Below are 26434 nucleotides of genomic sequence, written 5' to 3'. Positions count from 1 at the left end.
CCGAGCCGCTCCTACCCGGCGTCGGGGACGGCCGCGCGCACCGTCCGTTCGAAGACGACCGCCTCGTAGAGCGGAGTCATCCCCACCGACCGGTAGAGCCGGACTGGTTCGACCGGGTTCGCCAGGTCGACGCCGAGCCCGGCGTACTCCCGGCCCTTGCCGGCGTAGCAGGCGAACGCCCGGGCGAGCAGCGCCGCGCCGACCCCCCGCCGCCGGTACGCCCGCAGCACCGCCAACTGTTTCACCCAGCCCTCGTTCTGGTCCAGGGTCTGGTCGGCGGACTGGAGGATGCCCACCGGCTCGCCGTCGACCTCGGCCACGAACCACTCGTCCCAGGCGACGCTCGGCAGTGCGGCCACCTGCGCCCGCCACTGCTCGTAGCTGGCCGGCTGGTAGTCCGGGGTGTCCCGAAAGGCGGCGTCCAGAATCCGGTGGAAGGTCCGCAGCTCGGCGTCGTCGGTCGGGCGCACCGGCCGGACCAGTACCCCGGGCGGCGGGGGCGGCGGCTCGGCGGTCACCCCGGCCAGCGGCCGGCGCATCCGGGCGTACCGCTTGACGAACTCGAATCCGGCGTCCCGGAGTACCCCGATCCAGCGCTCCTCGGTGGGCAGCGCGAGGGCCCGCACGGTCAGCTCGGCGAGGCCGAACTCGGCGGCGCGCTCGGCGGACCGGGCGAGTTGCATGGTCAGCAGCGGCACCTGGGCCGGCAGCCCGTGCTCGGGGTGCACGTACACCTCGACAGTCTCCCGGGGCCCCCGGTTGGAGTCCTCCAGGTAGCTCCAGCCGCGTACCTCGCCGGCCGGGTCGAGCGCCAGCCAGGTGTCCCGGGCCAGGTCGAGGTCGGGCGCGGTCAACACCTCGCGTACGTCTTCGGCGCTGAAGTCGGGACGGCCGAGCGCCGCGATGTCGCTGGCGTGTACGACGGCCAGGATCGCCGGCACGTCGTCGAGGGTAGGGCGGCGCACCGACCAGCCCGGGGGCAGTTGCATGCCGAGCATCTAACCCCGGGCGCTCGCGCTGCGCCGCTGATTTTCGCGCCTGCGGGGCGTCGCCGAGCGGCGTCGTTCGAGCGGCGTCGTTCGAGCGGCGTCGTTCGAGCGGAGCGAGCCGAAATGAACGAGCGGGATCGGCTGGTGCTGTCAGCGGGCGAAGGTGCCGACCATGTTGCCGCTGGCCAGTTCCAGCTCCTCGATCGCGGCGTGCACGTCCGGCGACTGCGGTGCGCCGGGCAGCTCCAGGGGGCGGTTCACGGCGTAGAGCCGGAAGAAGTACCGGTGCGGATCGTCGTTCATCGGCGGATGCGGGCCGGCCCAGCCGGCCGTACCGAAGCCGTTCGTCCAGACTCGGCCACCCGCCGGCGTCTGACCCTCGTCGACACCGCCGGAGGTCGCCTCGATGCCGGTCACCAGCCAGTGCAGCAGCGGAGTCCGGCCCGCGTCCCGGTCTTCGACCAGCAGGATCAGCTCGGTCGCCTCCTCGGGAACGTCGGACCACTCCAGCGGCGGCGAGATGTTGCCGCCGGACCGGGAGAACCTGTCCGGCAACCGGTCGTGGTCGTTGAAGGCGCGGCTGCGCATCAGAATTCCGGCCATGGCTCGCCCTCCTCCCGGTCGAAGACCTTCCCAAACGCCCACCGGCGGACCGCGCCGCTGGCGCCGCTCGGCCGCAACTGGCGAACCGCGCCGCCATACCTGACGCGACCGCACCGCTCGGCCTTACCCGACGAGAACCGCTCGGCCGTGCCTGGTGCGAACCGCGCCGCCGTGCCTGGTGCGAACCGCGCCGCTCGGCTGTGCCTGGCGCGTACCCGGAGCAGCCGCGTCGAAACAGGCGCCGGACGGGCTCGGCCGGCTCGCCGCCCCCGTCAGCCGCGACGCCTTCCGCATCGGCGGGCGATCTGCCGCCCCAGGCCCCGGCGCCGGCCGGCCATCCGGCCGAGTACGTCGTCGAGCAGCAGGGTGAGGCCGGCCCCGATCAGCCAACTGTCCTTGGCGAACGGCACGCCCTGCTGGGTCGGCCGAGGACTGCCCGGCTCGTGCATACCGGGAGTAGCCCAGTAGAGCCGCATCAGCCCGCCGCCGAAGCCGAGCAGACCCAGACCCGCCAGCGCGGACGGGACGAACGGCAGCAGCAGGGCGGTGCCGAGCGCCAGTTCGGTCCCGGACAGCAGCCTGGCGAACTCGCTCGGCGGTACCCGCTTGAGCGGCGGGATCGCCGCGACCGCCATCCCGTGCATGCCCGCCGCCCCCTCGCCCTCGAGGTTCCACTTCGACACGCCCGAGTTCAGGACGAACGCGCCGATCGCGACGCGCAACGGAAGATGGGACACGTTCATCGGTCGCTCCGCTCTGCCGGTGCCACTGTCGTGCGGCGCACACCCGCCGGACGCTGTCGTGCGGCGCTCACCCGCCGGACGCCGTCGTCCCGGCACGCCTGCCCGGGTCGCTGTGCGGGGCACGCCTACCCCGATAGTCCGGCCGCACACCGGCCCGGTCCGGTCCGGCCGCATCCGCGCCGGGTCGTCCCGTGTACGACGGGTCAGGCGGAAAGTTCCCGCTCCAGCGGGGTACGGAACTGTGGCGTGATCCGGGCCTCGCCCAGCCGCCCGTGCAGCTCCGCCGCCGCCATCTCGATCGCGGCGACCGCCTCGGCGCCGACGTCCTCGAGAAGCTGGTACGCGATCTCGCCGTTCCCGCGCTGGGCCCAGCCTCCGACGATCCGGCCGTCCCACCACACGGTCGGGCCGATGTTGCCGTTCCGATCGAAGAGCCGGGGTCCGTACCCGCCGAGGAACCAGTCCCGTCGCGACCAGCCCATCGGGGTCGGATCCAGGCCGGGCAGCAGCGCGGCCCACGGCTCGACCGGAGGCACCGGATCGAGGTCGTCGGAAAGCAGCAGTCCGGTGCCGCCGTCCAACTCGACCTCGACGGGCTTGATCCCGGCCAGTGCCCGACGTACCTGCCCGACCGTCCACCCGGTCCACCAGCGCAGATCCTCGGCCGGCGCCGGCCCGTACCGGGCCAGCCAGCGTCGGGCCAGTTCGACCTCGGCGTCCTCTGCCGACCACGGCTCAAGCGGCCCGGGATACCACCGCTGCGCCAGCGACCACCGGTACGGGCTGTACCGCCAGGTGCTGCGCGGCCGGCCCCGGACGATCCGACCCTCGGCGGCGAGCAGCAGGAGCAGTCGGGCGACCACCCGCTGCCGACCCTCGTACGACTTGCCCCTGGCCAGTACCAGCGGCTGGCGGAGCCGCTCGTCCTCCTCGGCCAGTTCTGCCGAGGTCACCTCGCCGCGTACCTCGATCGCCCGCAGCGCCACCGCCTCGACCTCGGCGAGCCAGCGTTCGACGTCGTCGGCCACGCCCGCCTCGGCGAGGAATCCGAGCAGCTTGCGGCGTTCCCGGCCGGCGACGGTGCGCGCCGCCGCCTCGTGCAGCAGCGGTACGGCCTCGACGGGGGTCACGAACATGGTCCGGCGCATCGCGAGCATCCGGACCAGGGTCCGGTCCTCGTAGAGCGCCCGGTCGACGGTCTCGACGTCGGCGTTGGCCGCCATCCGGGCGAAGAGCGCCAGGTAGACCGTGGGCGGGTCGGAGGCGTGCAGTGCCACCAGGTCCCGGGCCACCTCGACCGGGTCGTCGGCCCGAGCCGCGGCCGCCAGTCGGTGCCGCCGGCCGATCCTGGCCCGCCGCTGACTCACCTCGATCCGCACCGCCACTCCTCGTCGCCCGCCGCCGCCTCGTCGTTCCCCGCCTCGTCGTCCCTCGCGTCGTTGTGCCCGCCTCGTTGTCCTCTGCGTCGTCGTCCGCTACCTCGTTGTCTTCTGCCGACGACGACGCTACCCGGCAGCGGGTACGTCGTAGGTGTCGACGACGCGACGCTCCAGGCGCGGCACGATCTGGTCCAGCGCCAACTCCTTGAAGTGGGGCGTGTCGCGGTGCGCCTCGAACGCCTCGCGGGACGCGTACCGCTCGATCAGCACGATGGTGCGGGCATCGTCCAACTGCTGGTAGCCGACGAAGGAGATACAGCCCGGCTCGGCGTTGCTCGCCGCGAGGAACTCGGGCAGTAGTCCCCGGACCGTCTCCTCCTGCCCAGGGGCGATCGTCCAGTGCGCGATGACTAGCAGTTCGGTCATGACAACGTTCCCTTCGCAACGGCCCGAAGACTCGGTCGGCGAGGTCTCGGCGCCGATGGTCATCCTCGTCCACGACCATCGGCACCGAGACCTCGCCCCCGAACCGCCCACGGTGCACGCGCCGCCGGACCGGGCGCACCGCCGCCAAAGCTGCCGGTACCAGGACTGCTGGCTGCCAGGACTTGCCGGGTGCCGGGGCCGGCGGCGCCAGGGCCGGCGGTCACGCGAGTGCTCATAGCGTGGCCGTTGGGACCCGCCGCTGCCGGAATCGGCGCTGCTGGTGCCGCGCGGATCAGTCCTGCCCGAACGTGCCGATGGCGAGTTCGCCGGCCGGCTCGTACCGGCCGATCATGGCGCCGCTGGGCGTGACCGTGCTGTGCACCAGCTTCAGGCCGGCGGGTACGGTGCCGTCCGCGAAGAGCCGCTTGCCCGCGCCGAGGACGACCGGGAAGATCAACAAGCGGAACTCGTCGACGAGGTTGTGCCGCAGCAGCGTCTGGATCAGGTCGGCGCTGCCGTGCACCTGTAACTCGGGTCCGTCCTCCTTCTTGAGCGCGGCGACCGACTCGGCGACGTCGCCCTCGAGCAGCACGGACTTGTCCCAGCTCAGAGTGGGGCGACCCCGCGAGGCGACGTACTTGGTGGCGCGGTTGAGCGGCCCGGCGCCGTCCTCCTCCGAGGCGTGCGGCCAGTACGCCGCCAAGATGTCGTAGGTCCGGCGACCGAGAACGAGGTCGAACGGCTTGCCCATCAGGTCGGTCATGGCCTCGCCGACCTGGTCGTCCCAGTAGTTGACCATCCAGCCCCCGTACGCGAAACCGTTGTCGTCGTCCTCGCCCGGCCCACCCGGCGCCTGCACGACGCCGTCGAGGGTGACGAACGCGCTCACGACCAGCTTCCTCATCTTCGGTCTCCTCTCATCGGATCCCCCGGCCGTGCGGCGGATCGGCATCTCTCGGCTCTCGGCAGAACGAACGTGGGACCGATCGCCCGGTGGCGGGGACCCGCACCGCGCTCTCGCGTCCGCCGACAATCCTGTAGCCGACGGCTTCTATTGTCAAGACAGAAAATTTTGTCGGTGATTGGATGACGGGAGCCCGATGCAGGAGGCACGGACCACGGCCGGTGTGAGGGTGGGTCAGCCTCGCCGGCCGGTCACGGTCACCGGCAGGCGATGCGGCTCCGGATGCCGGGCTAGGGAACGATGGCGTCGACGTACCCGCCGTCGACGCGTACCGCCGCGCCGGTGGTGGCCGAGGCGAGCGGCGAGGCCAGATAGGTGACCATGTTGGCGATCTCGACGGGCTCGATCAGCCGCTGGATCAGCGACTGCGGCCGGTGCAGCCGCATGAACTCGCGCTGCGCCTCGTCCCACGGCAGGCTCCGGTCGACGAGCTGGTAGACGAAGTCCTCCACACCCCCGGTGTGGGTCGGGCCGGCGATCACCGAGTTGACCGTCACGCCGGTACCGGCGGCGGCCTTGGCGAACCCTCGGGAGACGCCGAGCAGCGCCGTCTTGGAGACCCCGTAGTGGATCATCTCGGCCGGGATGACGACTGCGGAGTCGCTGGCGATGTACTGCACCCGGCCCCAGCCCCGCCCGATCATGCCCGGCAGGTAGCTGCGGGTCAGCCGTACGGCGGCCAGCACGTTGACCTCGAAGTAGCGGCGCCACTCCCGATCGTCGATCTCCAGTGCCGGCCGGGCCTCGAAGATTCCCAGGTTGTTGACCAGGATGTCGACGGTGGGCAGCAGGGCGAGGGCGTCGGCCGTACCCTGTTCGGTGGCGACGTCGGCCGCCACCTCGACCACCTCGGCGCCCGGCACCTCGGCCCGCAACTCCGCCGCCGCCCGCGCGACACTGTCGGAGGTACGCCCGTTCACCGCCACCCGGGCGCCGGCCCGGGCCAGCCCGGCGGCGATCGCGGCCCCGATGCCCTGGGTCGAGCCAGTCACCAGCGCGGTACGGCCGGTCAGGTCGATCTGCACGGTCATCCGATTCCTTCTCCTCGCATCGGTCAGTCTCTTCGACATCGATCGGTCTCCTCGACGTCGGCCCGTCGCTTCGACGTCGTCCGTCCCCTCGACGTCGTCCGTCCCCTCGACATCAGTCCGTCGCGTCGACAACGTCCGTCTCCTCGACGTCAGTCCGTCGCTTCGACGTCGGACCGTGCCGGGCTGGACCTGCACGCTTCCCGCCAGACCAGACCGTAGCGCTCACCCGGTCGATCCTGCCCCGACCAGTTTCCAGCAGCGAGCGGGCTCACACCCCGACGACGCGGCGGGTGCCACACCTGCCGGTGGCACCCGCCGTAATTCACCTATCGGCTTCGGTTCGCCGAGGCCAGTCGCTCGGCCCTCACCTCAGCCAGGGTTGACGGCGCACGATCGGCAGTCGCGCCCAGATCCGGCCGAGTCCCCAGGTGTCGCCCGCGCCGACCAGTGCCAAGCCTGCCAGCAGCGCGGCGTTGACGAGGTGCTCGTCCAGGACCGGGTTGTTCTCCGGAGGCAGCACGACGGTCCACATCAGCACGTACAGCAGGCCGCCGGCCACCGCCGCGACGCGGAGACCGATCCCGGCCAGCAGCGCGACGGCGATGGCGGCGAGACCGACCATGAACAGCACGTCGGCCCAGGCCGTACCGGCGATCCCGTGGTAGAAGCCCTGGAACGGCCCCTCCGCCCCGAACGCCAGGAAGCCCTTCGTCGGGCTCCCACCGTTGATCCAGGCCGCCTTGCTCTCCGTAGCGTGACCGAGCCCGAGGGTCTTGTCGAGGAACGCCCACAGGAAGGTCCAGCCCAGGGCCAGCCGGATGCCCGCGAAGACGTACCGGGTGGCACGTCGGGCGGCGGTCTCGGCACCGACCGGAGCAGCCGTCGGGGCGGTCTCGCCGGCGACGGGCGGGTGGCGCAGCGCCATCATTGTCGTCACGTCCTCTCGTGTCCTCCGCGCTGTTCCCTCGCGGCTACCTCCATTCGACGCCGCCGACCACCGGTCGGGGCAGGGCCGGCGGACCGCTCTCCGTCGGGACCTTCGACCTGTCCTCACAGGACACACGGCGCGGGTCGTCCTGCGACACACGCTGCGCGTCATTCCAGGACACACGCTGCGGGTCATCCCGGGACATCCGGAGCGGGCGCCCAGGGTGCGGGTCCGGCCCGGGACACCCGGCGCGGTGCCGGGGGCCCGAGCAGCGGGCCCGGGCCGGGGTGCCGGTAGCCGATCCGCAGCACCACCTGCGGCCAGCCGAACCGCCCGAGCGCCAGGCGGACCTGCTCGCGGGCCGCCGGTACCGCGATCACCTGTGTCTGGAGGCACGCCGTCAACCCGGCAGCGGCGGCGGTCAGCAGTACGCGCTGCAACGCCTGCCCGGCGCGCACCTGATCGCCCGGGGTGTCCGACGAACTGCCGAGTACGGCCACCACCGGCTCGGGCGCGCCAACAGGTCCGGCTCGTCGTGGTACGGGCGCAGTCGTACCAGCGCCGGCCGGCCGGACGCCGCCAGTGCCAGTCGTACGTTGAACAGCCCGGCTCCGCCGCCGAGCCGAGCGACCCGAGCGCCCTGGGCGGCGGCCGGTCCCGCCCCGGGCGGCGTGACCAGCACGTCGATGGCGCCGTCGCGCAGCCGCAGCCACGGCCGCCCCTCCTCCGGACCGGTCGCCCGGGACGCGGCGGCGATCGCCCGTTCCAGGTCTGGCCGCAGATAGCGCGCCGGACCGCCCATCGCCTTCCTCCTCGCTGTCCCGACGGTGGCAACGACCGCTGCGTCGACCTTCCGATGATCGAGATCGTTGGCCGTGCCGTCCCGGAGCAGTTCGGTGGTACGCCGGCCTCAGTCGGCGTACTCGATCACGTCGTCCGGGTGCCGCCGCAGGACCGGCGGAAGCGGGGTCGGGTCGGCGGCGAAGCCCAGCCGGACCACCACGTACGGCTCACCGACGTCGGCGAGCAGGTTGCGCATCAGCCAGCGCGGCCACTCCAGCTCGATCGGGTCGCTCAGCGGGGCGGTGGCGAGACCGTCCGCGACGGCGCTCAGCAGCAGCGCGGAGAGGGCCTCACCACCGGCGAGCAGTTCGTCGGGCGCGTCGCCACGACCGAACAGGATCGCGTACGCGGCACCCCGGTCCATCGCGTCGCCGACCTCCAGGCCGGGCGTGCCGCCGAGCGCGTGCTCGCGGATCGGCACCCTACGCACCCCGGGCCGGACCGCCGAGGCGGCAGGTACGCCGTCCCGGCTTCCCGGCGGACGATTGGTCCATCGGTGCAGGTCCGACCGGTACGCGGGGTCGTCGAGTTCACTCGTGGCCGCGTGCGCGGTCGCGACGGCCAGCATCGGCATCTGGTCGTCCCGGACCAGGTGCAGGAAGGCACCCTCGGCCTCGACCACCTCGCGGAGCCGGTGCAGGGTCTGCACGGCCACGGGCCGGTCGCCGAAGGCCCGTCGGTCGGTGCGGCGCCGCAGGCCCGCCCCGTGCTGTCGCCGCTGCTCCGGATCGGGTTCCTGCCGCCCGGTCACCGTGATCCGGGCCAGCAGGTCCGGCTCGGCGGCGCCGTCCGGGAAGCGGACGACCTCGGTGCGGTAGCCGGAGACGGCGAGCGCCAGCCGGGCGTGGTGCAGGGCCGCCCCGCAGCTCACCAACAGCAGCCGCCGATCCGCGTCGACGCTGTCGACCTGCCGCGACGGGTCGGCCCGCAGGGTCAGCGCCGGCCCGGGGCCGATCCGCCAGCGCCAGGGCTGGGTGTTGAAGACCGAGGGCGCCAGCAACGCGTACCCGGCGGCGTCCTCGAACGCGGCGCGGACCTCGACGACCGGCACGGGCGCACCGTCGGCGGCCCTCGATCCGGGGCTCGGTCCGGCGCTCGATCCGGCCCTCGGTCCGGCGCTCGGGTTGGTGGTCATCGCACTCCTCCTCGTCCGCTGGCTGCGTCCACCACGATGTGTCGAGGCCCGGCCGCCCCGGCAGGGCCGCAGGTCCCGTCGTCCCGGGCCGCAATCCCCCGCTCCGGGGCGGGCCGTTCGGGAACAGGTCGAGGCAGTCGACGGCCGGTGGGCCGTGGATGACCTCGATCTGTGCGACGGGTGGCGGTGCCGCTTCGGCCGGGTCGGCCGTTCGGGACCTTCGGCCCTGTCCGCCGGGGCCGTGGAGCGGATAGGAAGGAACGGTGATCAGAGTCTTCCTGCTCGACGACCACGAGGTGGTCCGGCGCGGCCTGGCGGGTCTGCTACAGAGCGACGGTGACATCGAGGTGGTCGGCGAGTCCGGCTCCGCGCAGGAGGCGGCACGCCGGATCCCGGCGCTCCGCCCGGACGTGGCGATCCTGGACGCGCGGCTGCCGGACGGCAACGGCATCGACGTCTGCCGGGACGTGCGGGCCGTCGACTCCACGATCAAGGGCCTGATCCTGACCTCGTACGAGGACGACGAGGCGCTGTTCGCGGCGATCATGGCCGGCGCCGCCGGGTACGTCCTCAAGCAGATCCGCGGCACCGACCTGGTCGACGCGGTCCGCCGGGTGGCCGCCGGCCAGTCGCTGCTGGACCCGGCGGTCACCGCCCGGGTGCTGGACCGGATCCGCACCGGCGTCGAGCAGCCCCGCGAGTTCCAGTCGCTGACCGAGCAGGAGCGGCGGATCCTGGAGTACGTCGCGGAGGGGCTCACCAACCGGGAGATCGCCGGCAAGATGTTCCTGGCCGAGAAGACCGTGAAGAACTACGTCTCCAGCCTGCTGGCCAAGCTCGGACTGGAACGGCGCACCCAGGCGGCGGTGCTGGCCACCCGCCTGCTCGGCGAACGCCACTGACGGGTAGTCGCCGAACGCGGAGCGCCGGACAGGTAGTCGCGGGGCGGGTGGGCGCCGGACAGTCAGTCCCGGAGCGGTACCCGCCACTCGATCGTGGTGCCGGTCGGCTCGGTACGGGCGATCTCGAACGCGCCGCCGTGCCGTTCCGCACGCTCCCGCAGGTTGACCAGCCCACTGCGGGCCTGTGCCGGATCGGTGCCCACCCCGTCGTCGACCACCCGTACGCACAACTCGCCGTCGCGTACGTCGACGGTGACGGTGACCCGGGTCGCCCGGGCGTGCCGTACGGCGTTCGAGAGCGCCTCGCCGAGCACCGCCAGCACGTCCGGGCGGGTCCGGTCCGGCACCGCGCTGTCCACCGGGCCGGTCATCTCCAGCCCCGGCCGGAACCCGAGCGTCTCGGCGGTACCGGCGACCAGGTCCCGGATCTCGGTACGCAGCGCCGCCGTCATCGGGGTACGCAGTTCGAAGATCGCCCGCCGGATGTCCCGGATGGTGGAGTCGAGGTCGTCGACGGCGTCGTTGAGCCGCTGCCGGACCTCCGAGCGGCCGGCCAGCGGCACCACCGTCTGCAACTGGAGCCCCATCGCGAAGAGTCGCTGGATCACCACGTCGTGCAGGTCCCGGGCGATCCGCTCCCGGTCCTCCAGCACCGCCAGCAGTTCCCGCTCCTCCTGCGCCCGGGCCCGTTCCAGGGCCAGTGCCGCCTGCCCGGCGAATGTCGCCAGCAGGGTGCCCTCGGCGTCGGCACCCGCCTGCTGCCCGGCCGGATAGCCGACGACGAGCACCCCGTGCAGGGCGTCGCCGGCGGTCAGCGGGGAGATCAGGCCCGGACCGCTGCCGACCGCCACCGGCCAGGGTGCCGCCTTGGCGAGGTTCTCCGCCACGGCCTGCCGGTGTCGGGTCACCGGCTCGACGAACGCCGTGTCGGCGGCGGCCAGTACCGCGCCGACCAGGTCGTCGGCGGTCGTGTCACCGGTGTCGGCGACCTCGACCGTGAACTGCCCGGCATCCTCGTCGTAGAGCAGCACCATCGCGACGTCCGCCTCGGCGACCTCGCGGGCCCGGCGGGCGATCAGCCGCAGCGCGTCGGTACGCCGCACCTCGCCCAGCAGCACCCCGGTGATCTCGGCGGCGGCGGCCAGCCAGCGTTCCCGCCGGTGCGCCACCGCGAACAGCCGGGCGTTCTCGATGATCACCCCGGCCGCTGCGGCGAGCGCGACGACGATCTCCTCGTCGTCGTCGGTGAACTCCGCCGCACCCTGCTTCTCGGCCAGGTAGAGGTTGCCGAAGACCTGGTCACGGATCCGGATCGGCACGCCGAGGAAACTGTGCATCGGCGGGTGGTTCGGCGGGAAGCCGTACGACTGCGGGTGCCGGGTGATGTCCGGCATCCGTACCGGCCGGGGATCGGCGATGAGCAGCCCGAGTACGCCCCGCCCGTGCGGCAGGTCGCCGATCCGGGCCCGGGTCGCCGGGTCGATGCCGTGCGTGATGAACTCGGTCAACTGCCGGTCGGGGCCGACGATGCCCAGTGCGGCGTACCGGGCACCGGCCAGCCGGCAGGCCGCCGCGGCGATCCGGTCCAGGGTGCTGTGCAGGTCCAGGTCGGTGCTGATCCCGACCACCGCGTCGAGCAGCGCCCGCAGCCGTTCCCGGCTGGTCACCACCTCGCCGACCCGGTCCAGCATCTCCTGGAGCAGTTCGTCCAGCCGGACCCGGGACAGTGGCGTGATGCCCAGCGACGGGCCGGGGAAGCCCGGCCCGACGGGCGGCTCCGACTCGGTCACCCGGCGATGCTATCGCCGTGACCGGCCGCCCCGGCAGACTGTCGGCTCGTCCGTGATCCAGGAGAGTTCGGCCTGCCCTGACGAGCCAAACCCTCCTGGACCATGAAGAAGCGCGACCAACGCGCGACCACCGCACGGCCATGCGTTCGTCGGCGGAGCGCGTCGAGCGGGCCGGTAATCACGTCGCCCTCGTCGGGCACTCCCGCCTAGCATCGCCGGTCATGGACGCTGTGGAGATCCCCGACTGGTGCCGGGACGTACGCCGGGTGGCGGTGCTCACCGGGGCCGGCATCTCCACCGACTCCGGCATTCCCGACTACCGTGGACCCGACGGTGTCTGGACCCGGGATCCGAAGCTCGCGGACGCGTTCACCCGTGACCGGTTCATGGCCGACCCGCAGGTACGGGCCCGGTTCTGGCACACCTATCTCGGGCATGCCGCCTGGCGGGCCGAGCCGAACGCCGCGCACCGCGCGCTCGCCGAGCTGGACCGGGCCGGGCTGGCGGTGCGGATCCTGACCCAGAACGTCGACGGCCTGCACCAGTTGGCCGGGATCGCGCCCCGCAAGGTGTTGGAGTTGCACGGCAGCATGCGTTCGGTGGTCTGCACCGGCTGTCGGGCGCGGTCGGACGCGCAGGCGACCCTGGACCGGGTGGCGGCCGGCGAGTCCGATCCGACCTGCCGGGACTGTGGCGGCATCCTCCAGCTCGGCGTGGTGCTGTTCGGGCAGTACCTCGACGAGGACGTTCTCGACCAGGCCCGGCGGATCGCGGCGGCGAGTCAGCTCCTGCTCGCGGTCGGCAGTTCGCTGCTGGTCGAACCGGCCGCCTCGCTCTGCGAGGTCGCGGTGCGGGCCGGTGCCCGCCTGGTGGTGGTGAACCGGGATCCGACGCCCTACGACGGGCTGGCCGCCGAGGTGGTCCGGGAACCGATCGGTACCGCGCTGCCCCGGATCGCCGCCGCCCTCACCGCGTCCGCCACGCAGAGGAACTGACGACCGCGTACGGTATACGAACGACCGTTCGTCTCAGCCGATCGACCGTCCGGCGATCGACGCGGCATCGATGATCAAGGGGGCTCGACCCGAGGACTAGGTTCCGGGCGGAAGAGAAAGCCACCGCGGCTCCGTCGACGCGGGACGACCCACCCGTACGTACCACCGCGCCACGCCCGCCCTGCCCGCAAGCGAGGTACGTCGTGCCGCTGCTGTCCGCACTCGACCACCAGCACACCGTCGCGCCACCGGGGTACAGCCGCTGGCTGATCCCGCCTGCGGCGCTCTCCGTGCACCTGTGCATCGGCCAGGCGTACGCGACAAGCGTCTACAAGAACTCGCTGATCGCGCACTTCGACGCCAGCCAGACCGCCATCGGGGTCATCTTCAGCATCGCCATCGTGATGCTCGGCCTGTCGGCGGCGCTCGGCGGTACCTGGGTGGAGTCGAACGGACCGCGCAAGGCGATGTTCGTCTCGGCGTCGTTCTGGGCGGCCGGCTTCCTGGTCGGCGCGCTCGGCATCGCGACCGGGCAACTGTGGCTGGTCTACCTCGGCTACGGCTTCCTCGGCGGCATCGGCCTCGGCATCGGGTACATCTCGCCGGTCTCCACGCTGATCAAGTGGTTCCCGGACCGCCCCGGCCTGGCGACCGGCCTGGCCATCATGGGTTTCGGCGGCGGCGCGATGCTGGCCAGCCCGCTGTCCCGGCAGTTGCTCTCGTTCTACGACCCGAACTACGACCCGACCAACTCCGCCTCGGTCGCCTCCGGCGGCGCCCTGGTCGGGCTCTTCGTCACCCTCGGCATCGGCTACTTCGCCATCATGATGTTCGGGGTGTTCAACGTCCGGGTGCCGGCGCCGGGCTGGCGCCCCGCCGGCTTCGATCCGGGTACGGTGGCCGCCAAGCCCCTGGTCACCACGGCGCACGTGTCGGCGTCGAACGCGATCCGCACCCGCTCCTTCTGGCTGCTCTGGGTCGTGCTGTTCTGCAACGTCACCGCCGGGATCGGCATCCTCGAACAGGCCAGCCCGATGATCCAGGACTTCTTCCGGGACGGTGGCACCTCGACCGTCACCATCGCGGCGGCCGGCGGCTTCGTCGGACTGCTGTCGCTGTTCAACATGGCCGGCCGGTTCGTCTGGTCGTCCACATCGGACGTGATCGGGCGTAAACCGATCTACATGGTCTACCTCGGCGTCGGCATGGTGCTGTACGCGCTGCTGGCCGTCGTCGGCTCCACCGCCACCGCCCTGTTCGTGCTGCTGGCCTGCGTGATCCTGTCCTTCTACGGCGGCGGTTTCGCCACCGTGCCGGCGTACCTGCGGGACCTGTTCGGCACCTACCAGGTCGGTGCGATCCACGGGCGGCTGCTGACCGCCTGGTCCGCGGCCGGTATCGCCGGACCACTGATCATCAACGGTTTCCTGGACGCCCAGGGCAAGCCGGGTACCCTCACCGCCTCCGCCTACCAACCGGCACTGTTCACCATGGTCGGCGTACTGGCCATCGGGTTCGTGGCGAACCTGCTGATCCGCCCGGTGCCGGACCGCTTCCACGAACCGGCCACCGCGACCGACGGACCAGGCACTGCGCCCGACGGACCAGGCACCGCGACCGACGGACCAGGCACCGCGACCGACGGACCGGGCAACCCGATCACCGGACCGGGCACCGAGACGGTCGCCGTCACCAGCGGCGATGCGACCGACACCGAGAGGAGCACCACCCGATGACCGGGCAACCGAACGGCCAGTCCGGCCGCCTCTGGATCTCGTGGCTACTGGTCGCGGCACTCCTCGGGTACGGCGTTGTACAGACTGTCATCACCGCGGCGAAACTCTTCACCGGTTAACGCCGGATTGCCCACCCCCAGGGGGAGCCAACTCCACCGATCGTGAAACATAATCGGCACGGGACTCATCCCCCCGGCCCGTTTTCCCGTACCTGATGGGGGTCGGACCGCCGTCGAGTGACGCGCGGCGGTACGACTCCGCCCAAAGTGGCGCGATCGGGACGGGGCACAATAGGCGGCCGTGCTCGTCGCGCGACGAGCGGCAGGCGGGGCGCGGTGGTGGGCGCCGAGGCGGAAGATCGAGGAGCAGATGGCCCGGACGAGACAGATTCAGCGTGCCAGTGTCCCCATGAGCTTCACCAGCCGGGGAAGCACACATAGGCCGCAGGGTGCTGCCGCCCTGCTCGTCATCTCGATGCTGGCGGCGGTGTGGGCGACGGCGATGTTGAGCCCGATCGGTGGGCTGATCAACGCCTACATGTTCGTGTTCCTGACATTCTTCGCCGGGCCGGCCACCCTGGTATCGCTGAGCCTGACCGTGATGATCGGTCTGGTGGCGACCGACCGGATCGTCCTGTTGATCCGGCACCGGGTACTGCTCCAGTCGGCGCACCGGTCGATCGGGATCGTCGCTGTCTTCTCCCTGGTGCTGCACGTGCTGACCAAGATCTCGGCCGGGCACGTCAGCGCGAACAAGGCCCTGTTGCCGTTCATCAGCGGCGGCGACGTCTATGTCGGGCTCGGCACCGTGGCCGGGGCGATGATGGTGGCCGTACTCTGGACCGGCCTGGTCCGGGCCCGGTTCGCCGGGGTCGGCAAGCCCTGGCTGTGGCGGGGACTGCACAGCATCTCGTACGCCGCCTGGCCGGTCGCGCTGGTGCACGGCCTCCAGGCCGGTCGGGCCGCACCCACCTGGGTAACGCTCAGTTACCTGCTCTGTATGGCCCTGGTGTTGGCGTTGCTGGGTGTCCGGCTCTCGGTCACGCTGGGTCGCAAGCGCGAGGAGCAGGGCCAGACCAGCGCCGCACTCTCCCCCGTCGGCCGCCCCGGCAAGCCGGGCCGGGGCGGGAAGCCGAGTGCCTCCGGCCGGACCAGCTCCATGGCGCCCGCCAAGCGCCGTACCGCCGACGAGATCCGGGCCAGCCGGGCCAGCTCCGGCGGTCGGGACAGCGGCCGGAGCAGCCGACGCAGCCGGTGGGACGAGGACACCTCCGCCGGCCGGCGCAGCGGTCGGGACAACCGCTGGGACGACCAGGACGCCGCCAGCGGCCGGCGCGGCGAGTGGGGGGCCCGGACCACCGGCCGTGACACGTCCGGCGGCCGGATGGACGACACCCAGGGCGGCGGCCGGCGGCGTCGGGAGAGCCTCACCGACCTTCGCGGCGGCTCGGAGTCGGCGATCGACGCCTGGGCCCGGGCCGGCGAACTCGACAGCACCTACGCACCCCGGAGCCGGTCCGACCGGTCCGACCGGTTCGCCGTACCCGAGGTGCCGCCGCCCGGAAGCATGTCGGGCGACCGGGACGACGCGGTTGGCAACGCCGAGCTGCCCTGGGACAGCCCCCGACGGTGGGCCGGCGACGAGCCGGACGAGGGCCCGCAGCGCGGCACGGACGAGGTGTACCGCCGCCCGCGCGCCTGGGACGACACGTCGGCCGGTACCGACCGCGACGAACCCGGTGAGGGCCGGCGGTCGCGACGGGACAACACCGACGGATCGGGCCGGCGGTCGTGGCGGGAGCCCGAGGACGAGCCGACGACCGGTGCCACCCGGGCCGGCCGGCGGCGGGCCGCCGACGAGGACCCGGCCGCAGACCGGTCGACCGAACGCTCCGGACGGCACAGCCGGGGCCGGAAGGACGCCGACGCCGACCCCGAGGAGAGCACCGCCGAGTGGGGTCGGGCCGCCCGGTACGAGCCCAACCTGGTGGCCGGGGCGGACGACGACGATGACGACAAGCCTGCCCTGATCGACCTCGGCGCCCGGCGGACCCGCCGGTCCGACGACCCGCCCAGCCGGTCCACCCGGCGGAAGGATTCGGGCGACGAGGCCGAGGAGGGCGCGTACTGGACCAGCCTGAAAGGTGAAGCGCGGTGAGCCTGACCGCCGTACCCCCGGTCGCCTGCTTCGGCGAACCCCGGCTCACCGCCGGGTTCGACGAGTTCGGCCGGCTCGACCTGACCGCGCACGAGATGGTGCACGGTGCCGTCAACCCGCTCTCCCCGAAGGGGCTGCTGCGGCTGGTCGAGGGGATCGAACTCAAGGGCAAGGGCGGCGCCGGGTTCCCGTTCGCGCGCAAGTTCCGGGCCGTACTCGAGTCGGCGGACCGGCAGGACCTGCCGACCGTGGTGGTGGTGAACGCGACCGAGGGTGAGCCGGGTGCCTGGAAGGACAAGGCGCTGCTCACCCGGGCGCCGCACCTGATCCTCGACGGTGCCGCGATCGCCGCCTACGCCCTGGACGCCGACGAGATCGTCATCGGGGTCGCCGACGACGGTATCGGCGAGGCGTCGCTGACCGCCGCGCTCGCCGAGCGGCGGATGCCGGTACGTACCGGCATCGTCACCGTGCCGCACCGGTTCATCTCCGGTGAGGGCGGCGCACTCGTCCGGGGCATCAACGGTGAGGCGCACATCCCGCCGGGGCGCAAGGTGCGGGCCAGCGACACCGGGGTGGGCGGGCTGCCGACGCTGCTCTCCAACGCCGAGACGTACGCACAACTCGCGCTGGCCGCCCGACTCGGCCCGTACGAGTACGGCACGGTCGGCACCGCCGACGAGCCCGGTACGGTGCTGCTCACCGTCACCGGAGCCGCCGGCCGGCCGGCCGTCGTGGAGTGCCCGACCGGGATACCGCTGAAGGACGTACTCGAACTCTGCGAGGCGCCGGAGGGTCCGGGCGTACTCACCGGCGGTTACCACGGCCAGTGGATCAGTGCGGAGGGTGCTGCCACCGCCGAGGTGTCCCGGGCCGGGTTCGCCAAGGTCGGCGGCTCGCTCGGTGCCGGCATCATCATGCCGCTCAGCGCCGAGGTCTGCCCGCTCGGCGAGGCCGCCCAGGTCGTCACCTACCTGGCCGGCGAGTCGGCCGGGCAGTGCGGCCCGTGCCGACTCGGCCTGCCGGACCTGGCCCGGTCGCTGGACCTGATCGTGGGCGGCAGCGCCGCCGCCGAGGTGGTCCGGGCGGCGGCCGGTGCGGTGAAGGGACGTGGCGCGTGCAGCCATCCGGACGGTACCGCCCGGTTCGCCACCTCGGCACTGGAGATCTTCACCGAGGACCTGGAGGCGCACGCCGCCCGGGGGACCTGCGGCAAGAAGGTGAAGGGCGTACTCGGGCTGCCCAACGCGGCCGACGCCCCGACCTCGAAGCTGCTGGTCGACTGGTCGCGGTGTGACGGGCACGGACTCTGCGCCCACGTGGCACCGGAGTTCATCCGGCTGGACGCGAACGGCTTCCCGTCGTTCCCGTCCACCCCCGTACCGACCTGGCTGGAGGCGGGCACCCGCAAGGCGGTACGCATGTGCCCCGCCCTGGCGCTGCGGTTGACCTCGGCCAACGGCTGAGTCGTCGGCGTTCGTTCACCGGTGCGGAGGGCTCTCTTCCGCACCGGTCCGCCACCCGGCCGCGTCCCGGACAGCGGTACCGGCAAGGATGGATCCCGTGGAAGACGATCTTCTCCTCGCCCGGCACGCCGCGCTGACCGGCGCCGCCGTCGGCCTCCGGTACTTCGCGGACCTCGGTCGGCTCGACCGGGAGCACAAGTCGGACGGCAGCGTGGTGACCGAAGCCGACCGGGCGGTCGAGGCCGCGATCCGGGACGTACTGGCCGGCGCCCGGCCCGACGACGCGATCCTGGGCGAGGAGGTCGGACAGACCGGCCGGGCCGACCGGCGCTGGATCGTCGACCCGATCGACGGTACGGCGCAGTTCGTCGCCGGTGACGACCGCTGGCTGGTACTCGTCGCGCTGGAGCAGGCCGGCGAGATCGTCGTCGGGGTGGCCGTAGTGCCGGCGCAGGGGCGGATCTGGTGGGCCCGGCGCGGCGGCGGGACGTACGAGGCCGAGATCTCGGCGGGCCGGGTGACCGGTGAACGGCGTCTCGACAGCCGCACCGCCCCGATCGACCGGCTCTCGGGCAGCGAGCTGCGCCGCACCGATTCGGTCGACCTGCTCTCCGGCAGCCGGCTCGGCGTGGTGCCGCCGGACGAGCAGGTCTATCCGGCGGAACGCGAGATGATCGCACCGCTGGCGGCGGTCAGCACCGTCACGCCGTGGCGTACCCACGCCGCGTTGCTGGTGGCGCGCGGCGAGCTTGACCTGGCGGTGCAGACCCGGGGACAGGTGTGGGACTTCGCCGCCACCTCGCTGATCGTCGCCGAGGCCGGCGGCCGGTACAGCGGATTCGACGGCCGGTCCCGCCCGGCGCCCGGACCGTCGCTGTTCGCCCGGACCGGCGAGCTGCACGACGCCGCACTGCGGGTGCTCGGCACCGACCACCGCCCGACCGCCGACCGCCCGGCCAGCGACACCGACACCGACACCGACGGCGCATGAACGGTCGGCGGTGGGCGCAAGCCGGCCGGGGACACCAGGGGCGCGGTGCTACCGGATCGAGGGGATCAGGGTGTACCGGGTAGCAGGACGTCGAGGAAGGCGTTGCTGAACACCCGGTGCGGGTCGAGGTCGTTCAGTTGCCCGACCGCCTGGTCCCAGGTCGGATCGGGTGCGTGCCGGTAGGAGTCCGGCACCGTCCTGGTCAGCATGGTCGGGTCGGCCCAGGCGGCGGAGTCGGTGTAACCCCAGCCCTTCGACCACTCGACCCGGCTGGCGGCGTACGAGCCGGTGTAGTTGGTGAAGAAGAAGACCTCCATCTCCCGGTAGAAGGCGTGCGCCCGGGGCGCGGTCGGGAAGGTGAGCACGTCGAACCAGACGACGCAGTCCCACTCCGGGTGGTCGACCCGGGGCCGGGCCGCGGACAGTGCCGGCGGCTCCGCCCCGGGTACGCCGACGTCGGCGGCCCGGTCCACCCCGGCGACCCGGATCTCCACCTGACCGGTGACCGGGAACTCGCCCCGACCCTGGTAGGCGGCGAGCTGCCGCCGGTAGAACACGGCGAACTCGTGCACCACCCGCTGCACCGAGGCCCGGCTGGTGTGCACCGCGTACCCGTTGGCGGTCTCCCGCAGCGTGGTCGGCTTGACGTAGAGCAACAGGTTCTTCGACGGCCCCCACAGGTCGCCCGCGAGCGTGCCGGTCAGCCCGGCGGCGGCGGTGGTGTACTGCACCTGCCCGAACGTCGGGGTCAGCGCCCACGCTCCGTTCAGGAGTTGCTCGGCCAGTTCGGAGACCGGCTCGGGGACGTTGTCGGAGAAGACGTAGTTGTACGGCGTGACGACCGGCCGGGAGGTCAGCGGTCGGGTCGGCCTGACGCTCCAGACCTTCAGCCACGGGTTGTCGGTGAAGGCGAACCAGATCGCCTCCACCCGGCCGGCCGCCGCCACGAAGCTGGTCAGGGTACGGCCGCCGGTGCCGGGCGCGGCGAAGAGTTCGGTGGCGGGGATGTCCACCCGACTGACGCACCGCAGATTCTGGTTGGCGCCGACCCGCAGCGTCACCTCGGTGACGAACGCCCGGCCGACGTGGGTGAGCAGTGCCGCGCAGTCCGGGTCGGCCCGGTCGAAGGTACGCAGCACGTAGCCGCCGGCCGCCGCGTCCCAGACGACGGCGGTGAGCGAGAGGATCAGGTTGCTCAGCGAGCCGTAGGTGTGTCCAGGCGCCCGGGTCTCGCCGTCGGCGGGGACGCTGGTGCCGTGCCCGTTGATCGCCAGCACTCCGCCGACGCTGAGGTCGCCGGGGGCGGGGGTGTTGGTGACGCCGAGCCCGTGCTGCTCCAGGAAGCCGAGGAAGTCCTCCATCGACGCGCCGGTCTGCACGCGTACCGCTGCGGCGGGTGCGGCGGAGAGCACCGTCATCGAGGTCAGGTGCCGGGTGGTGTCCACCAGGATGGTCCGGTCGGCGGCGCCGTCGGCCGGTACGGTCAGCGGCGCCCAGGTGTGCCGGTAGCCCCGGGCACGTACCGAGTAGCCGTGCCGGTACGCCCAGTTGGTCACGGTGACGACGTCGGCCGCCGTCCTCGGGGTGCAGGTCCAGACGCCGTCGGCCTGGATCTCGCCGGCCCAGTTGCGGTACGCCTCGCGCTCGACGGGTACGTCCGCCGGAAAGTCCGGCGGAGCCGGCCGGCTGCCGGGCGTCCACAGTGTGCCGAATGCCGTCACGGCGGACGCTTCCAGGAAGCCGCGTCGGGTGAGAGCCATCTCGATCCCCTCTGCTCGGAGGTACCGCTGGCGCGTCGGAGGTACCTCCGGCGCGAAATGATCGCCCGATACCCCCGGGCGGAGGCGACGGAACTCGACATCGCCATTGATCAGGATCACTGATCAAACCGACAACGCCGGGCACACCACCGCCAACACCGGCACACCATCGTCAATCCGACGGTCCCGCCGGCCGCTCCCCCACGGCCCCGAGCCGGGAGCGATCAGCGGACAGCGCAGTCAGCGGACGGAACGGATCCGTAGCACGAACACGCTGCCCAGCAGGGTGACCCCGGCGGTGAGGGCGTACAGGGTCGGGTAGCCGCCGAGGTGCACGACGACCGGGGTGGAGATGGCCGGCCCGAGCACCTGGGGTGCCGAGTTCGCGATGTTGATGACGCCGAGGTCCTTCGCCCGGTCGGTGGCCTGCGGCAGGACCTGGGAGACCAACGCGGCGTCGACGGAGAGGTAGACGCCGTACCCGGCGCCGAGCAGCACGGCGGCGACCATCGCGGTGGGCCACAACGGCCAGATCGCGAGCAGCAGCGCCGCCAACGCCATGATCGCGCCGGACCAGACGACGAAGATTTTGCGGCGGCCGGACCGGTCGGACAGCCGGCCGGCGGTGACCGCCGTGGCCATCATGCCGGCGGTGTAGATCAGGATGAGGACGAGCAGGCCGTTCTCGGGGTCGGCGTACCGCACCCCGTCCTTGAGGAAGTAGAGCAGGTAGAGCGTGCCGAGCGCGTTGCCGACCTGGACGAGGAACCGGGTGCCCCAGGCCCAGGCGAAGTCGGGGTACCCGCGCGGGCTGATCCACATGCTCCGCAGCAGTGCGGCCGGGCGGATCGGACTCCGGTGCGTACGCGGCAGCACGTCGTCCGGGGTGACCAGCGCGAACGGCAGCGCCAGCACGAGTACGACCGCCGCCGTGGCCAGGTAACCGGCCGCGTTGCCGGTGAACACGGCGGTGACCAGCACCGCCCCGACGACGAGGCCGAGCGACTGCGGGATGCCGACCCAGCCGGAGACCCGGCCGCGTTGTGCGACCGGCACCCGGTCGGGTACGGCCGCGGTCAACGTGGCGAGGGCGGCGTTGAAGCAGATCTGGGCGAGTACCCAGTACACCGCGACGCCGACGATCGTGCGCTGCTGGCCGAGGAGCGCCAGCGACACCGCGCCGAGGATCGTGCTGGACAGTGTCCAGACGTGCCGCCGGCCGTACTCGCGGTCGCCCACCCGCAGGCAGGTACGGTCGGAGAGCGCGCCGACCAGCGGGTTGGCCACCACGGCGGCGAGTGCGCCGAGGCCGGTCACCAGGCCGAACATCGCCTCCTTGTCGGCCGGGGCGATCGACTCGACCTGGGTGGGCAGCAGCACCTGGAGGGGCGTGTAGAAGGCCATCCAGACCCCGAGGTTCGCGCCGAAGAACAGCGTGATCCAGCCGCGCCGGACGGGTGCGGTGGGCTCGGCGAGCGCCGCCGGGAGCGGGACCTCGACCCTCATCGGGAGGCTCTGATGAGATCCCGGTACCAGGCGTACGAGGTCTTCGGGGTACGCACCTGTGTCTCGAAGTCGACGTGTACCAGCCCGAACCGTTTGGTGAAGCCCTCCGCCCACTCGAAGTTGTCGAGCAGGGACCAGACGAAGTAGCCGCGTACGTCGACACCGGCCGCCATCGCGGACCGGACGGCCCGGACGTGACCGTCCAGATAGCTCACCCGCTGCGGGTCGTCGACGCCGTCGTACGCGCAGCCGCTCTCGGTGACGTAGATCGGCGGCAGGGCGTCGCCGTACTCCCCGGCGAGTCCGAGGAGCAGTTCGGTCAGCCCGTCCGGGACGACGGGCCAGCCGAAGTCGGTCGTCGGATAGCCGGTCAGCGGCACGATCTCGAACGGCATCGGGCTCTCCGGGGACGACGGCGCCCGGATTCCGGTCGGGTTGTAGTAGTTGACGCCCAGCATGTCGAGTGGCGCGGCGATGAGGTCGAGGTCGCCGTCCCGGACGACCGGGGCGTCGAGTCCCAGCGCGGGGTAGCCACGCCCGAACAGCGGGTCGGTGCAGAGCCGGTTGTGCAGGGCGTCGTACGTCGCCGCGGCGACCAGGTCGGCCTCGGTCTCCCCCTGCGGCCAGACCGGCGTGTAGTTGTTGGTGATGCCCACCGCCGCCGCGCCCCGGTCCCGCAGCGCGGCGACGGCCAGCCCGTGGCCCAGCAGTTGGTGGTGGGCCACCGGCAGCGCGTCGAAGAGGTGCGTGTGGCCGGGGGCGTACTCGCCGGTGCCGTAGCCGAGGCTCAGGTGGATGAACGGCTCGTTGAGCGTGATCCAGAGCCGGATCCGGTCGCCGAGCGCCGTCGCGACCAGTCCGGCGTAGTCGGCGAAGCGGTACGCGGTGTCCCGGTTCAGCCAGCCGCCGTCGGCTTCCAGCGCCTGCGGCAGATCCCAGTGGTAGAGGGTCAGGACCGGGTCGATGCCGTTGGCCAGCAGGGTGTCCACCAGCCGGTCGTAGAACGCCAGGCCCGCCGGGTTGGCCGGGCCGGTGCCGTCCGGCTGGATGCGCGGCCAGGCGACCGAGAACCGGTACGCCGACACGCCCAGTCCGGCCATCAGTTCGACGTCGTCGGCGTACCGGTGCAGGTGGTCGCAGGCGACGTCGCCGGTGCTGCCGTCGCGCACCCGGCCGGGCCGGTGGGTGAAGGTGTCCCAGATCGACGGCCCGCGACCGCCGACGGTCACCCCGCCCTCGATCTGGTACGCGGACGTGGAAACGCCCCAGGTGAACGCCATTCACCACCCCTAGGACATGAAAGTTCCTCGCACTGTAGTCCGCCGCGCTCCACCCGGGAACCCCCGCGCGGACGGGCACCCGACCCCGTCCGGAGCGGACTGGGTATCGTGCCGGGGTGACAGACCACGGGGCCGAACAGGTCGTGCAGATCTACACCGACGGCGCGTGCAGCGGCAACCCCGGCCCGGGCGGCTGGGGCGCGGTGCTCCGGTACGGCACCCGGGAGCGGGAGATCTGCGGTGGCGAGGCGACGCCCACCACCAACAACCGGATGGAGCTGATGGCGGCGATCCAGGCCCTGGAGAGCCTGACCCGCCCGGTGTCGGTGCAGATCTACGTCGACAGCACGTACGTGCGGGACGGCATCACCAAGTGGCTGCCGAACTGGAAGCGCAACGGCTGGCAGACCGCCGCGAAGCAGCCGGTCAAGAACGCCGACCTGTGGCAGCGGCTGGAGGCCGCCGCCGGCCGTCACCAGGTGCGCTGGCACTGGGTGAAGGGGCACGCCGGGCATCCCGAGAACGAGCGGGCGGACCAGCTCGCCGTCCGGGGGCTGCGGGAGGCGTCCGCCGGGCGGCGGGGATCGTCCGTCGTACCTGCCTGACTCCGGGCGGCAAGGGGTCGTCCGTCCTACCGGCATGACTCCAGGACTCGCATCGTCAACCACGGGTTGACGATGCGCCTGTCGTCAACCTACGGTTGACGCATGGAGCGACTGCCGGTACGCCTCGACGACCTCATCGCGTACGTCCGCCGCCAGCACCCCGGCGGCGACGCCCTGGAGCGGCTCACCGACGCGGTGCTGGTCGGCGAGTACCTCGGCGATCTCGCCGACCACCTGATCGGACACTTCGTCGACCAGGCGCGGCGTTCCGGCGCCTCGTGGACCGAGATCGGCCAGCACATGGGCGTCACCAAGCAGGCCGTGCAGAAGCGCTTCGTGACCCGGAAGTCCGAGCAGGACGAGCCGATCCCGGCCAGCGCCTTCGCCCGGTTCACCGACCGGGCCCGGCACGTGGTGCGGCAGGCGCAGGCCGAGGCCCGGAGCGCGGGCGGGGCCGAGGTCGGCACCGAACACCTGCTGCTGGGCATCCTGCACGAACCCGACGGCCTGGCCGGTCGGGCGATCACCGCGCTGGGCGTCTCCGCCGCGCAGATCCGGGCCGGCGTCTCCAGTGCCACCGGCCGGGCGAGCGCTACCGAGCCCGGCTCCTCCGCTACCGACCAGCCCGACTCCGCTGTTCCCGACCACCTGCCGTTCTCCCCGGGGGCCAAGCGGGTCCGGGACCGCACCTTCCAGGAGGCGCTGCGGCTCGGCCACAACTACGTCGGCACCGAGCACCTCCTGCTCGGCCTGCTGGCCACCGAGGACGAGCCGGGCGCCCGGATCCTGGTCGGGCTCGGCGTGACCCGGGACCGAGCCGAGGAGTGGATCGTCGACACCCTCCGTGGCCTGCCCCGGTCGGCCAGCTCCGGCAGGTGAGCACCGCACCGCCGGGCGCCGGGGCACTGCGCCGCCGCGACTTCCCGCTGTTCTGGGCCGGGCAGGCGCTCTCCGCCCTCGGCGACTCGTTCTCGCTGCTCGCCGTACCGCTGCTGGTGCTGCACGCGACCGGGTCGGTGGCCCGGATGGGGCTGCTGACCGGGCTGGTCGGGGCGGCGTCGGTCGGGGCCGGGATCTTCGCCGGCTACCTGGTCGACCGGGTGGACCGGCGGCGACTGCTGCTCGGCTGCGACCTGTTCCGGGCGGTCGGGTACGCCAGTATCCCGCTGGTCTGGCTGTTCGGGCCGCAGCTCTGGCTGCTCTACCTGGTCGCGCCGGCCTGCGCCGCCGTCGGGATGGTCTTCCAGGTCGGCTACGTGGCCGCCGTCCCGGCACTGGTCGCCCCGGACCGGATCACCCGGGCGAACGGCCAGCTCTACGCCAGCTACGCGGCGGCCGGGATCCTCGGACCGGTACTGGCCGGACTGCTCTCCGCCGCAGTCGGGCCGGCCACCGCGCTCGCCGTCGACGCCGGCACCTTCGCCCTCTCCGCGCTCGGCCTATGCCTCGTCCGACTCCGCGCCCCGGCAACCCCTCCGGCCGATCACGCCGACGAGCCCGCCGGGGCGGACGGGGCGGATCGGGCCGGTCGGAATTGTCGGGCCGGCTGGTCGGATCTGCTGGTCGGGGCGCGGTTCCTCTGGCGGCATCCGGTGCTGCGGGCGCTGACGGTACTGCTGTCGTTCCTGACCTTCCTCACCATCGGGTTGACCGACGTGTTCATCTACCACGTCAAGCACGACCTGGGGAGGTCGGACGGCGCCGTCGGGCAGGTACTCGCGGCGGCGGCCGGCGGCACGATCGTGGCCGCGCTACTGGTCGCGCCGGTACGCCGGTCGCTGGGCTTCGGCGCCTGCTGGATCGGGGCGTACGCGCTGAGCGGACTGGCGGTGGCCGGGGTCGGACTGACCCGGGACGTACCGGCGCTGGCGCTGCTGGTGGCCGGGTACACGTTCGGCACCAGCCTGGCCGGGATCTGCTCGATGTCGCTGCGCCAGCAGGTCACCCCGGACCGGTTGCTCGGCCGGGTGACCTCGGCGTTCTGGACTCTGCACTCCGCGCTCGGCCCGCTCGGCGCGGCCGTGCTGACCGGTGCGGTGGCCCGGTACGGCACCGCGCCGGTCTGCCTCGCCGCCGGCCTGGTCTGCCTCGGCATCGCCGCCGTCGCCACCCGCACCCCGATCCGCCAGCCCCGCCCGGAACTCGTCCCGGTAGGGGCGGCGGACTCCACTGTGGGATGACGGCGGTCCCGGGAAAGCGCGGGTG

24 protein-coding genes and 1 pseudogene are annotated in these 26434 nt (G+C 72.6%); 10 read left to right on the top strand and 15 right to left on the bottom strand.

Going from position 1 to position 26434, the window contains the following annotated elements; all coding sequences use genetic code 11:
• Positions 1 to 11 precede the first annotated feature (11 nt).
• From Pen02_RS11895 to Pen02_RS11845, 11 genes and pseudogenes are all read right to left on the bottom strand, one after another.
• On the bottom strand, positions 12 to 989 hold the full coding sequence (locus Pen02_RS11895) for a GNAT family N-acetyltransferase (RefSeq protein WP_203866040.1): 978 nt from the start codon (positions 987 to 989) through the stop codon (positions 12 to 14).
• Positions 990 to 1139: 150 nt separating this feature from the next.
• Positions 1140 to 1592 carry a YbhB/YbcL family Raf kinase inhibitor-like protein gene (locus Pen02_RS11890; protein WP_203866039.1) on the bottom strand — a complete coding sequence of 151 codons (453 nt, stop codon included), beginning with the start codon at positions 1590 to 1592 and terminating at the stop codon, positions 1140 to 1142.
• A 272-nt stretch (positions 1593 to 1864) separates the two neighbouring features.
• Positions 1865 to 2335: a hypothetical protein gene (locus Pen02_RS11885; protein WP_203866038.1), complete on the bottom strand. Its 471-nt coding sequence runs from the start codon at positions 2333 to 2335 to the stop codon at positions 1865 to 1867.
• A gap of 203 nt (positions 2336 to 2538) precedes the next feature.
• Positions 2539 to 3714 carry a winged helix DNA-binding domain-containing protein gene (locus Pen02_RS11880; RefSeq protein WP_203866037.1) on the bottom strand — a complete coding sequence of 392 codons (1176 nt, stop codon included), beginning with the start codon at positions 3712 to 3714 and terminating at the stop codon, positions 2539 to 2541.
• 126 nt (positions 3715 to 3840) lie between these two features.
• Positions 3841 to 4140: a putative quinol monooxygenase gene (locus tag Pen02_RS11875; protein ID WP_203866036.1), complete on the bottom strand. Its 300-nt coding sequence runs from the start codon at positions 4138 to 4140 to the stop codon at positions 3841 to 3843.
• Positions 4141 to 4432: 292 nt separating this feature from the next.
• On the bottom strand, positions 4433 to 5044 hold the full coding sequence (locus Pen02_RS11870) for a dihydrofolate reductase family protein (protein WP_203866035.1): 612 nt from the start codon (positions 5042 to 5044) through the stop codon (positions 4433 to 4435).
• Between the two features lie 290 nt (positions 5045 to 5334).
• Complete coding sequence (locus tag Pen02_RS11865; protein WP_203866034.1) at positions 5335 to 6135, bottom strand: SDR family NAD(P)-dependent oxidoreductase; 801 nt, start codon at positions 6133 to 6135, stop codon at positions 5335 to 5337.
• 364 nt (positions 6136 to 6499) lie between these two features.
• Positions 6500 to 7072, bottom strand: coding sequence for a hypothetical protein (locus tag Pen02_RS11860; protein WP_372445601.1), 573 nt, complete (start codon positions 7070 to 7072; stop codon positions 6500 to 6502).
• Positions 7073 to 7254: 182 nt separating this feature from the next.
• A pseudogene (locus Pen02_RS43215) lies at positions 7255 to 7575 on the bottom strand (hypothetical protein); the annotation flags it as partial.
• The gene (locus tag Pen02_RS43210) at positions 7485 to 7865 is read right to left on the bottom strand and encodes a hypothetical protein (protein WP_203866032.1); all 381 of its coding nucleotides are present in this window, start codon (positions 7863 to 7865) and stop codon (positions 7485 to 7487) included. The gene Pen02_RS43210 and the pseudogene Pen02_RS43215, both read right to left, overlap by 91 nt.
• A 108-nt stretch (positions 7866 to 7973) precedes the next feature.
• Entirely contained in the window at positions 7974 to 9041 is a 1068-nt protein-coding gene (locus tag Pen02_RS11845; protein ID WP_307837711.1) for an Acg family FMN-binding oxidoreductase, read from the bottom strand.
• 263 nt (positions 9042 to 9304) lie between these two features.
• Between Pen02_RS11845 and Pen02_RS11840 the strand changes: the two genes are divergently transcribed.
• Entirely contained in the window at positions 9305 to 9943 is a 639-nt protein-coding gene (locus Pen02_RS11840) for a response regulator (RefSeq protein ID WP_203856750.1), read from the top strand.
• A gap of 62 nt (positions 9944 to 10005) precedes the next feature.
• Here the strand turns inward: Pen02_RS11840 and Pen02_RS11835 are convergent, their stop codons facing one another.
• Entirely contained in the window at positions 10006 to 11634 is a 1629-nt protein-coding gene (locus Pen02_RS11835; RefSeq protein WP_203866083.1) for a GAF domain-containing sensor histidine kinase, read from the bottom strand.
• A gap of 320 nt (positions 11635 to 11954) precedes the next feature.
• On the opposite strand from Pen02_RS11835, the gene Pen02_RS11830 reads away from it, so the two are divergent.
• The 6 genes from Pen02_RS11830 to Pen02_RS11810 all read left to right on the top strand — a co-directional run bounded on the left by Pen02_RS11830 (position 11955) and on the right by Pen02_RS11810 (position 19078).
• Positions 11955 to 12728, top strand: coding sequence for an SIR2 family NAD-dependent protein deacylase (locus tag Pen02_RS11830; RefSeq protein ID WP_203866031.1), 774 nt, complete (start codon positions 11955 to 11957; stop codon positions 12726 to 12728).
• A 209-nt stretch (positions 12729 to 12937) separates the two neighbouring features.
• Positions 12938 to 14464, top strand: coding sequence for an OFA family MFS transporter (locus Pen02_RS11825; protein WP_203866082.1), 1527 nt, complete (start codon positions 12938 to 12940; stop codon positions 14462 to 14464).
• Positions 14461 to 14583 carry an MFS transporter small subunit gene (locus tag Pen02_RS42520; RefSeq protein ID WP_275413568.1) on the top strand — a complete coding sequence of 41 codons (123 nt, stop codon included), beginning with the start codon at positions 14461 to 14463 and terminating at the stop codon, positions 14581 to 14583. Before Pen02_RS11825 ends, Pen02_RS42520 begins: the two co-directional genes overlap by 4 nt.
• A 289-nt stretch (positions 14584 to 14872) precedes the next feature.
• Entirely contained in the window at positions 14873 to 16621 is a 1749-nt protein-coding gene (locus Pen02_RS11820; protein ID WP_203866030.1) for a hypothetical protein, read from the top strand.
• Positions 16618 to 18087 (top strand): NADH-quinone oxidoreductase subunit NuoF family protein, encoded by a 1470-nt coding sequence (locus tag Pen02_RS11815; protein WP_203866029.1) that lies wholly within the window; start codon positions 16618 to 16620, stop codon positions 18085 to 18087. Before Pen02_RS11820 ends, Pen02_RS11815 begins: the two co-directional genes overlap by 4 nt.
• Positions 18088 to 18175: 88 nt before the next feature.
• Positions 18176 to 19078, top strand: a complete 903-nt coding sequence (locus Pen02_RS11810) for an inositol monophosphatase family protein (protein ID WP_203866028.1) — start codon at positions 18176 to 18178, stop codon at positions 19076 to 19078.
• Between the two features lie 65 nt (positions 19079 to 19143).
• Here Pen02_RS11810 and Pen02_RS11805 read toward each other — a convergent pair whose 3' ends face one another.
• From Pen02_RS11805 to Pen02_RS11795, 3 genes are all read right to left on the bottom strand, one after another.
• The gene (locus Pen02_RS11805; protein ID WP_203866027.1) at positions 19144 to 20838 is read right to left on the bottom strand and encodes a cholesterol oxidase substrate-binding domain-containing protein; all 1695 of its coding nucleotides are present in this window, start codon (positions 20836 to 20838) and stop codon (positions 19144 to 19146) included.
• 240 nt (positions 20839 to 21078) lie between these two features.
• The gene (locus Pen02_RS11800) at positions 21079 to 22344 is read right to left on the bottom strand and encodes an MFS transporter (RefSeq protein WP_203866026.1); all 1266 of its coding nucleotides are present in this window, start codon (positions 22342 to 22344) and stop codon (positions 21079 to 21081) included.
• Positions 22341 to 23624: a GH1 family beta-glucosidase gene (locus Pen02_RS11795; protein WP_203866025.1), complete on the bottom strand. Its 1284-nt coding sequence runs from the start codon at positions 23622 to 23624 to the stop codon at positions 22341 to 22343. Before Pen02_RS11795 ends, Pen02_RS11800 begins: the two co-directional genes overlap by 4 nt.
• Before the next feature lie 116 nt (positions 23625 to 23740).
• Between Pen02_RS11795 and rnhA the strand changes: the two genes are divergently transcribed.
• From rnhA to Pen02_RS11780, 3 genes are all read left to right on the top strand, one after another.
• Positions 23741 to 24229 (top strand): ribonuclease HI, encoded by a 489-nt coding sequence (gene rnhA / locus Pen02_RS11790; protein ID WP_203866024.1) that lies wholly within the window; start codon positions 23741 to 23743, stop codon positions 24227 to 24229.
• 102 nt (positions 24230 to 24331) lie between these two features.
• Positions 24332 to 25108 (top strand): Clp protease N-terminal domain-containing protein, encoded by a 777-nt coding sequence (locus tag Pen02_RS11785; protein ID WP_203866023.1) that lies wholly within the window; start codon positions 24332 to 24334, stop codon positions 25106 to 25108.
• Entirely contained in the window at positions 25105 to 26409 is a 1305-nt protein-coding gene (locus tag Pen02_RS11780; RefSeq protein ID WP_203866022.1) for an MFS transporter, read from the top strand. Before Pen02_RS11785 ends, Pen02_RS11780 begins: the two co-directional genes overlap by 4 nt.
• Positions 26410 to 26434 lie beyond the last annotated feature (25 nt).

Origin of the sequence: Plantactinospora endophytica (assembly GCF_016862915.1) — a bacterium.
In the GTDB taxonomy this organism is placed as follows: Bacteria; Actinomycetota; Actinomycetes; order Mycobacteriales; family Micromonosporaceae; genus Plantactinospora; species Plantactinospora endophytica.
The sequence above is the reverse complement of the archived record's forward strand: the minus strand, read 5'-3'. Positions and strand labels throughout refer to the sequence as shown.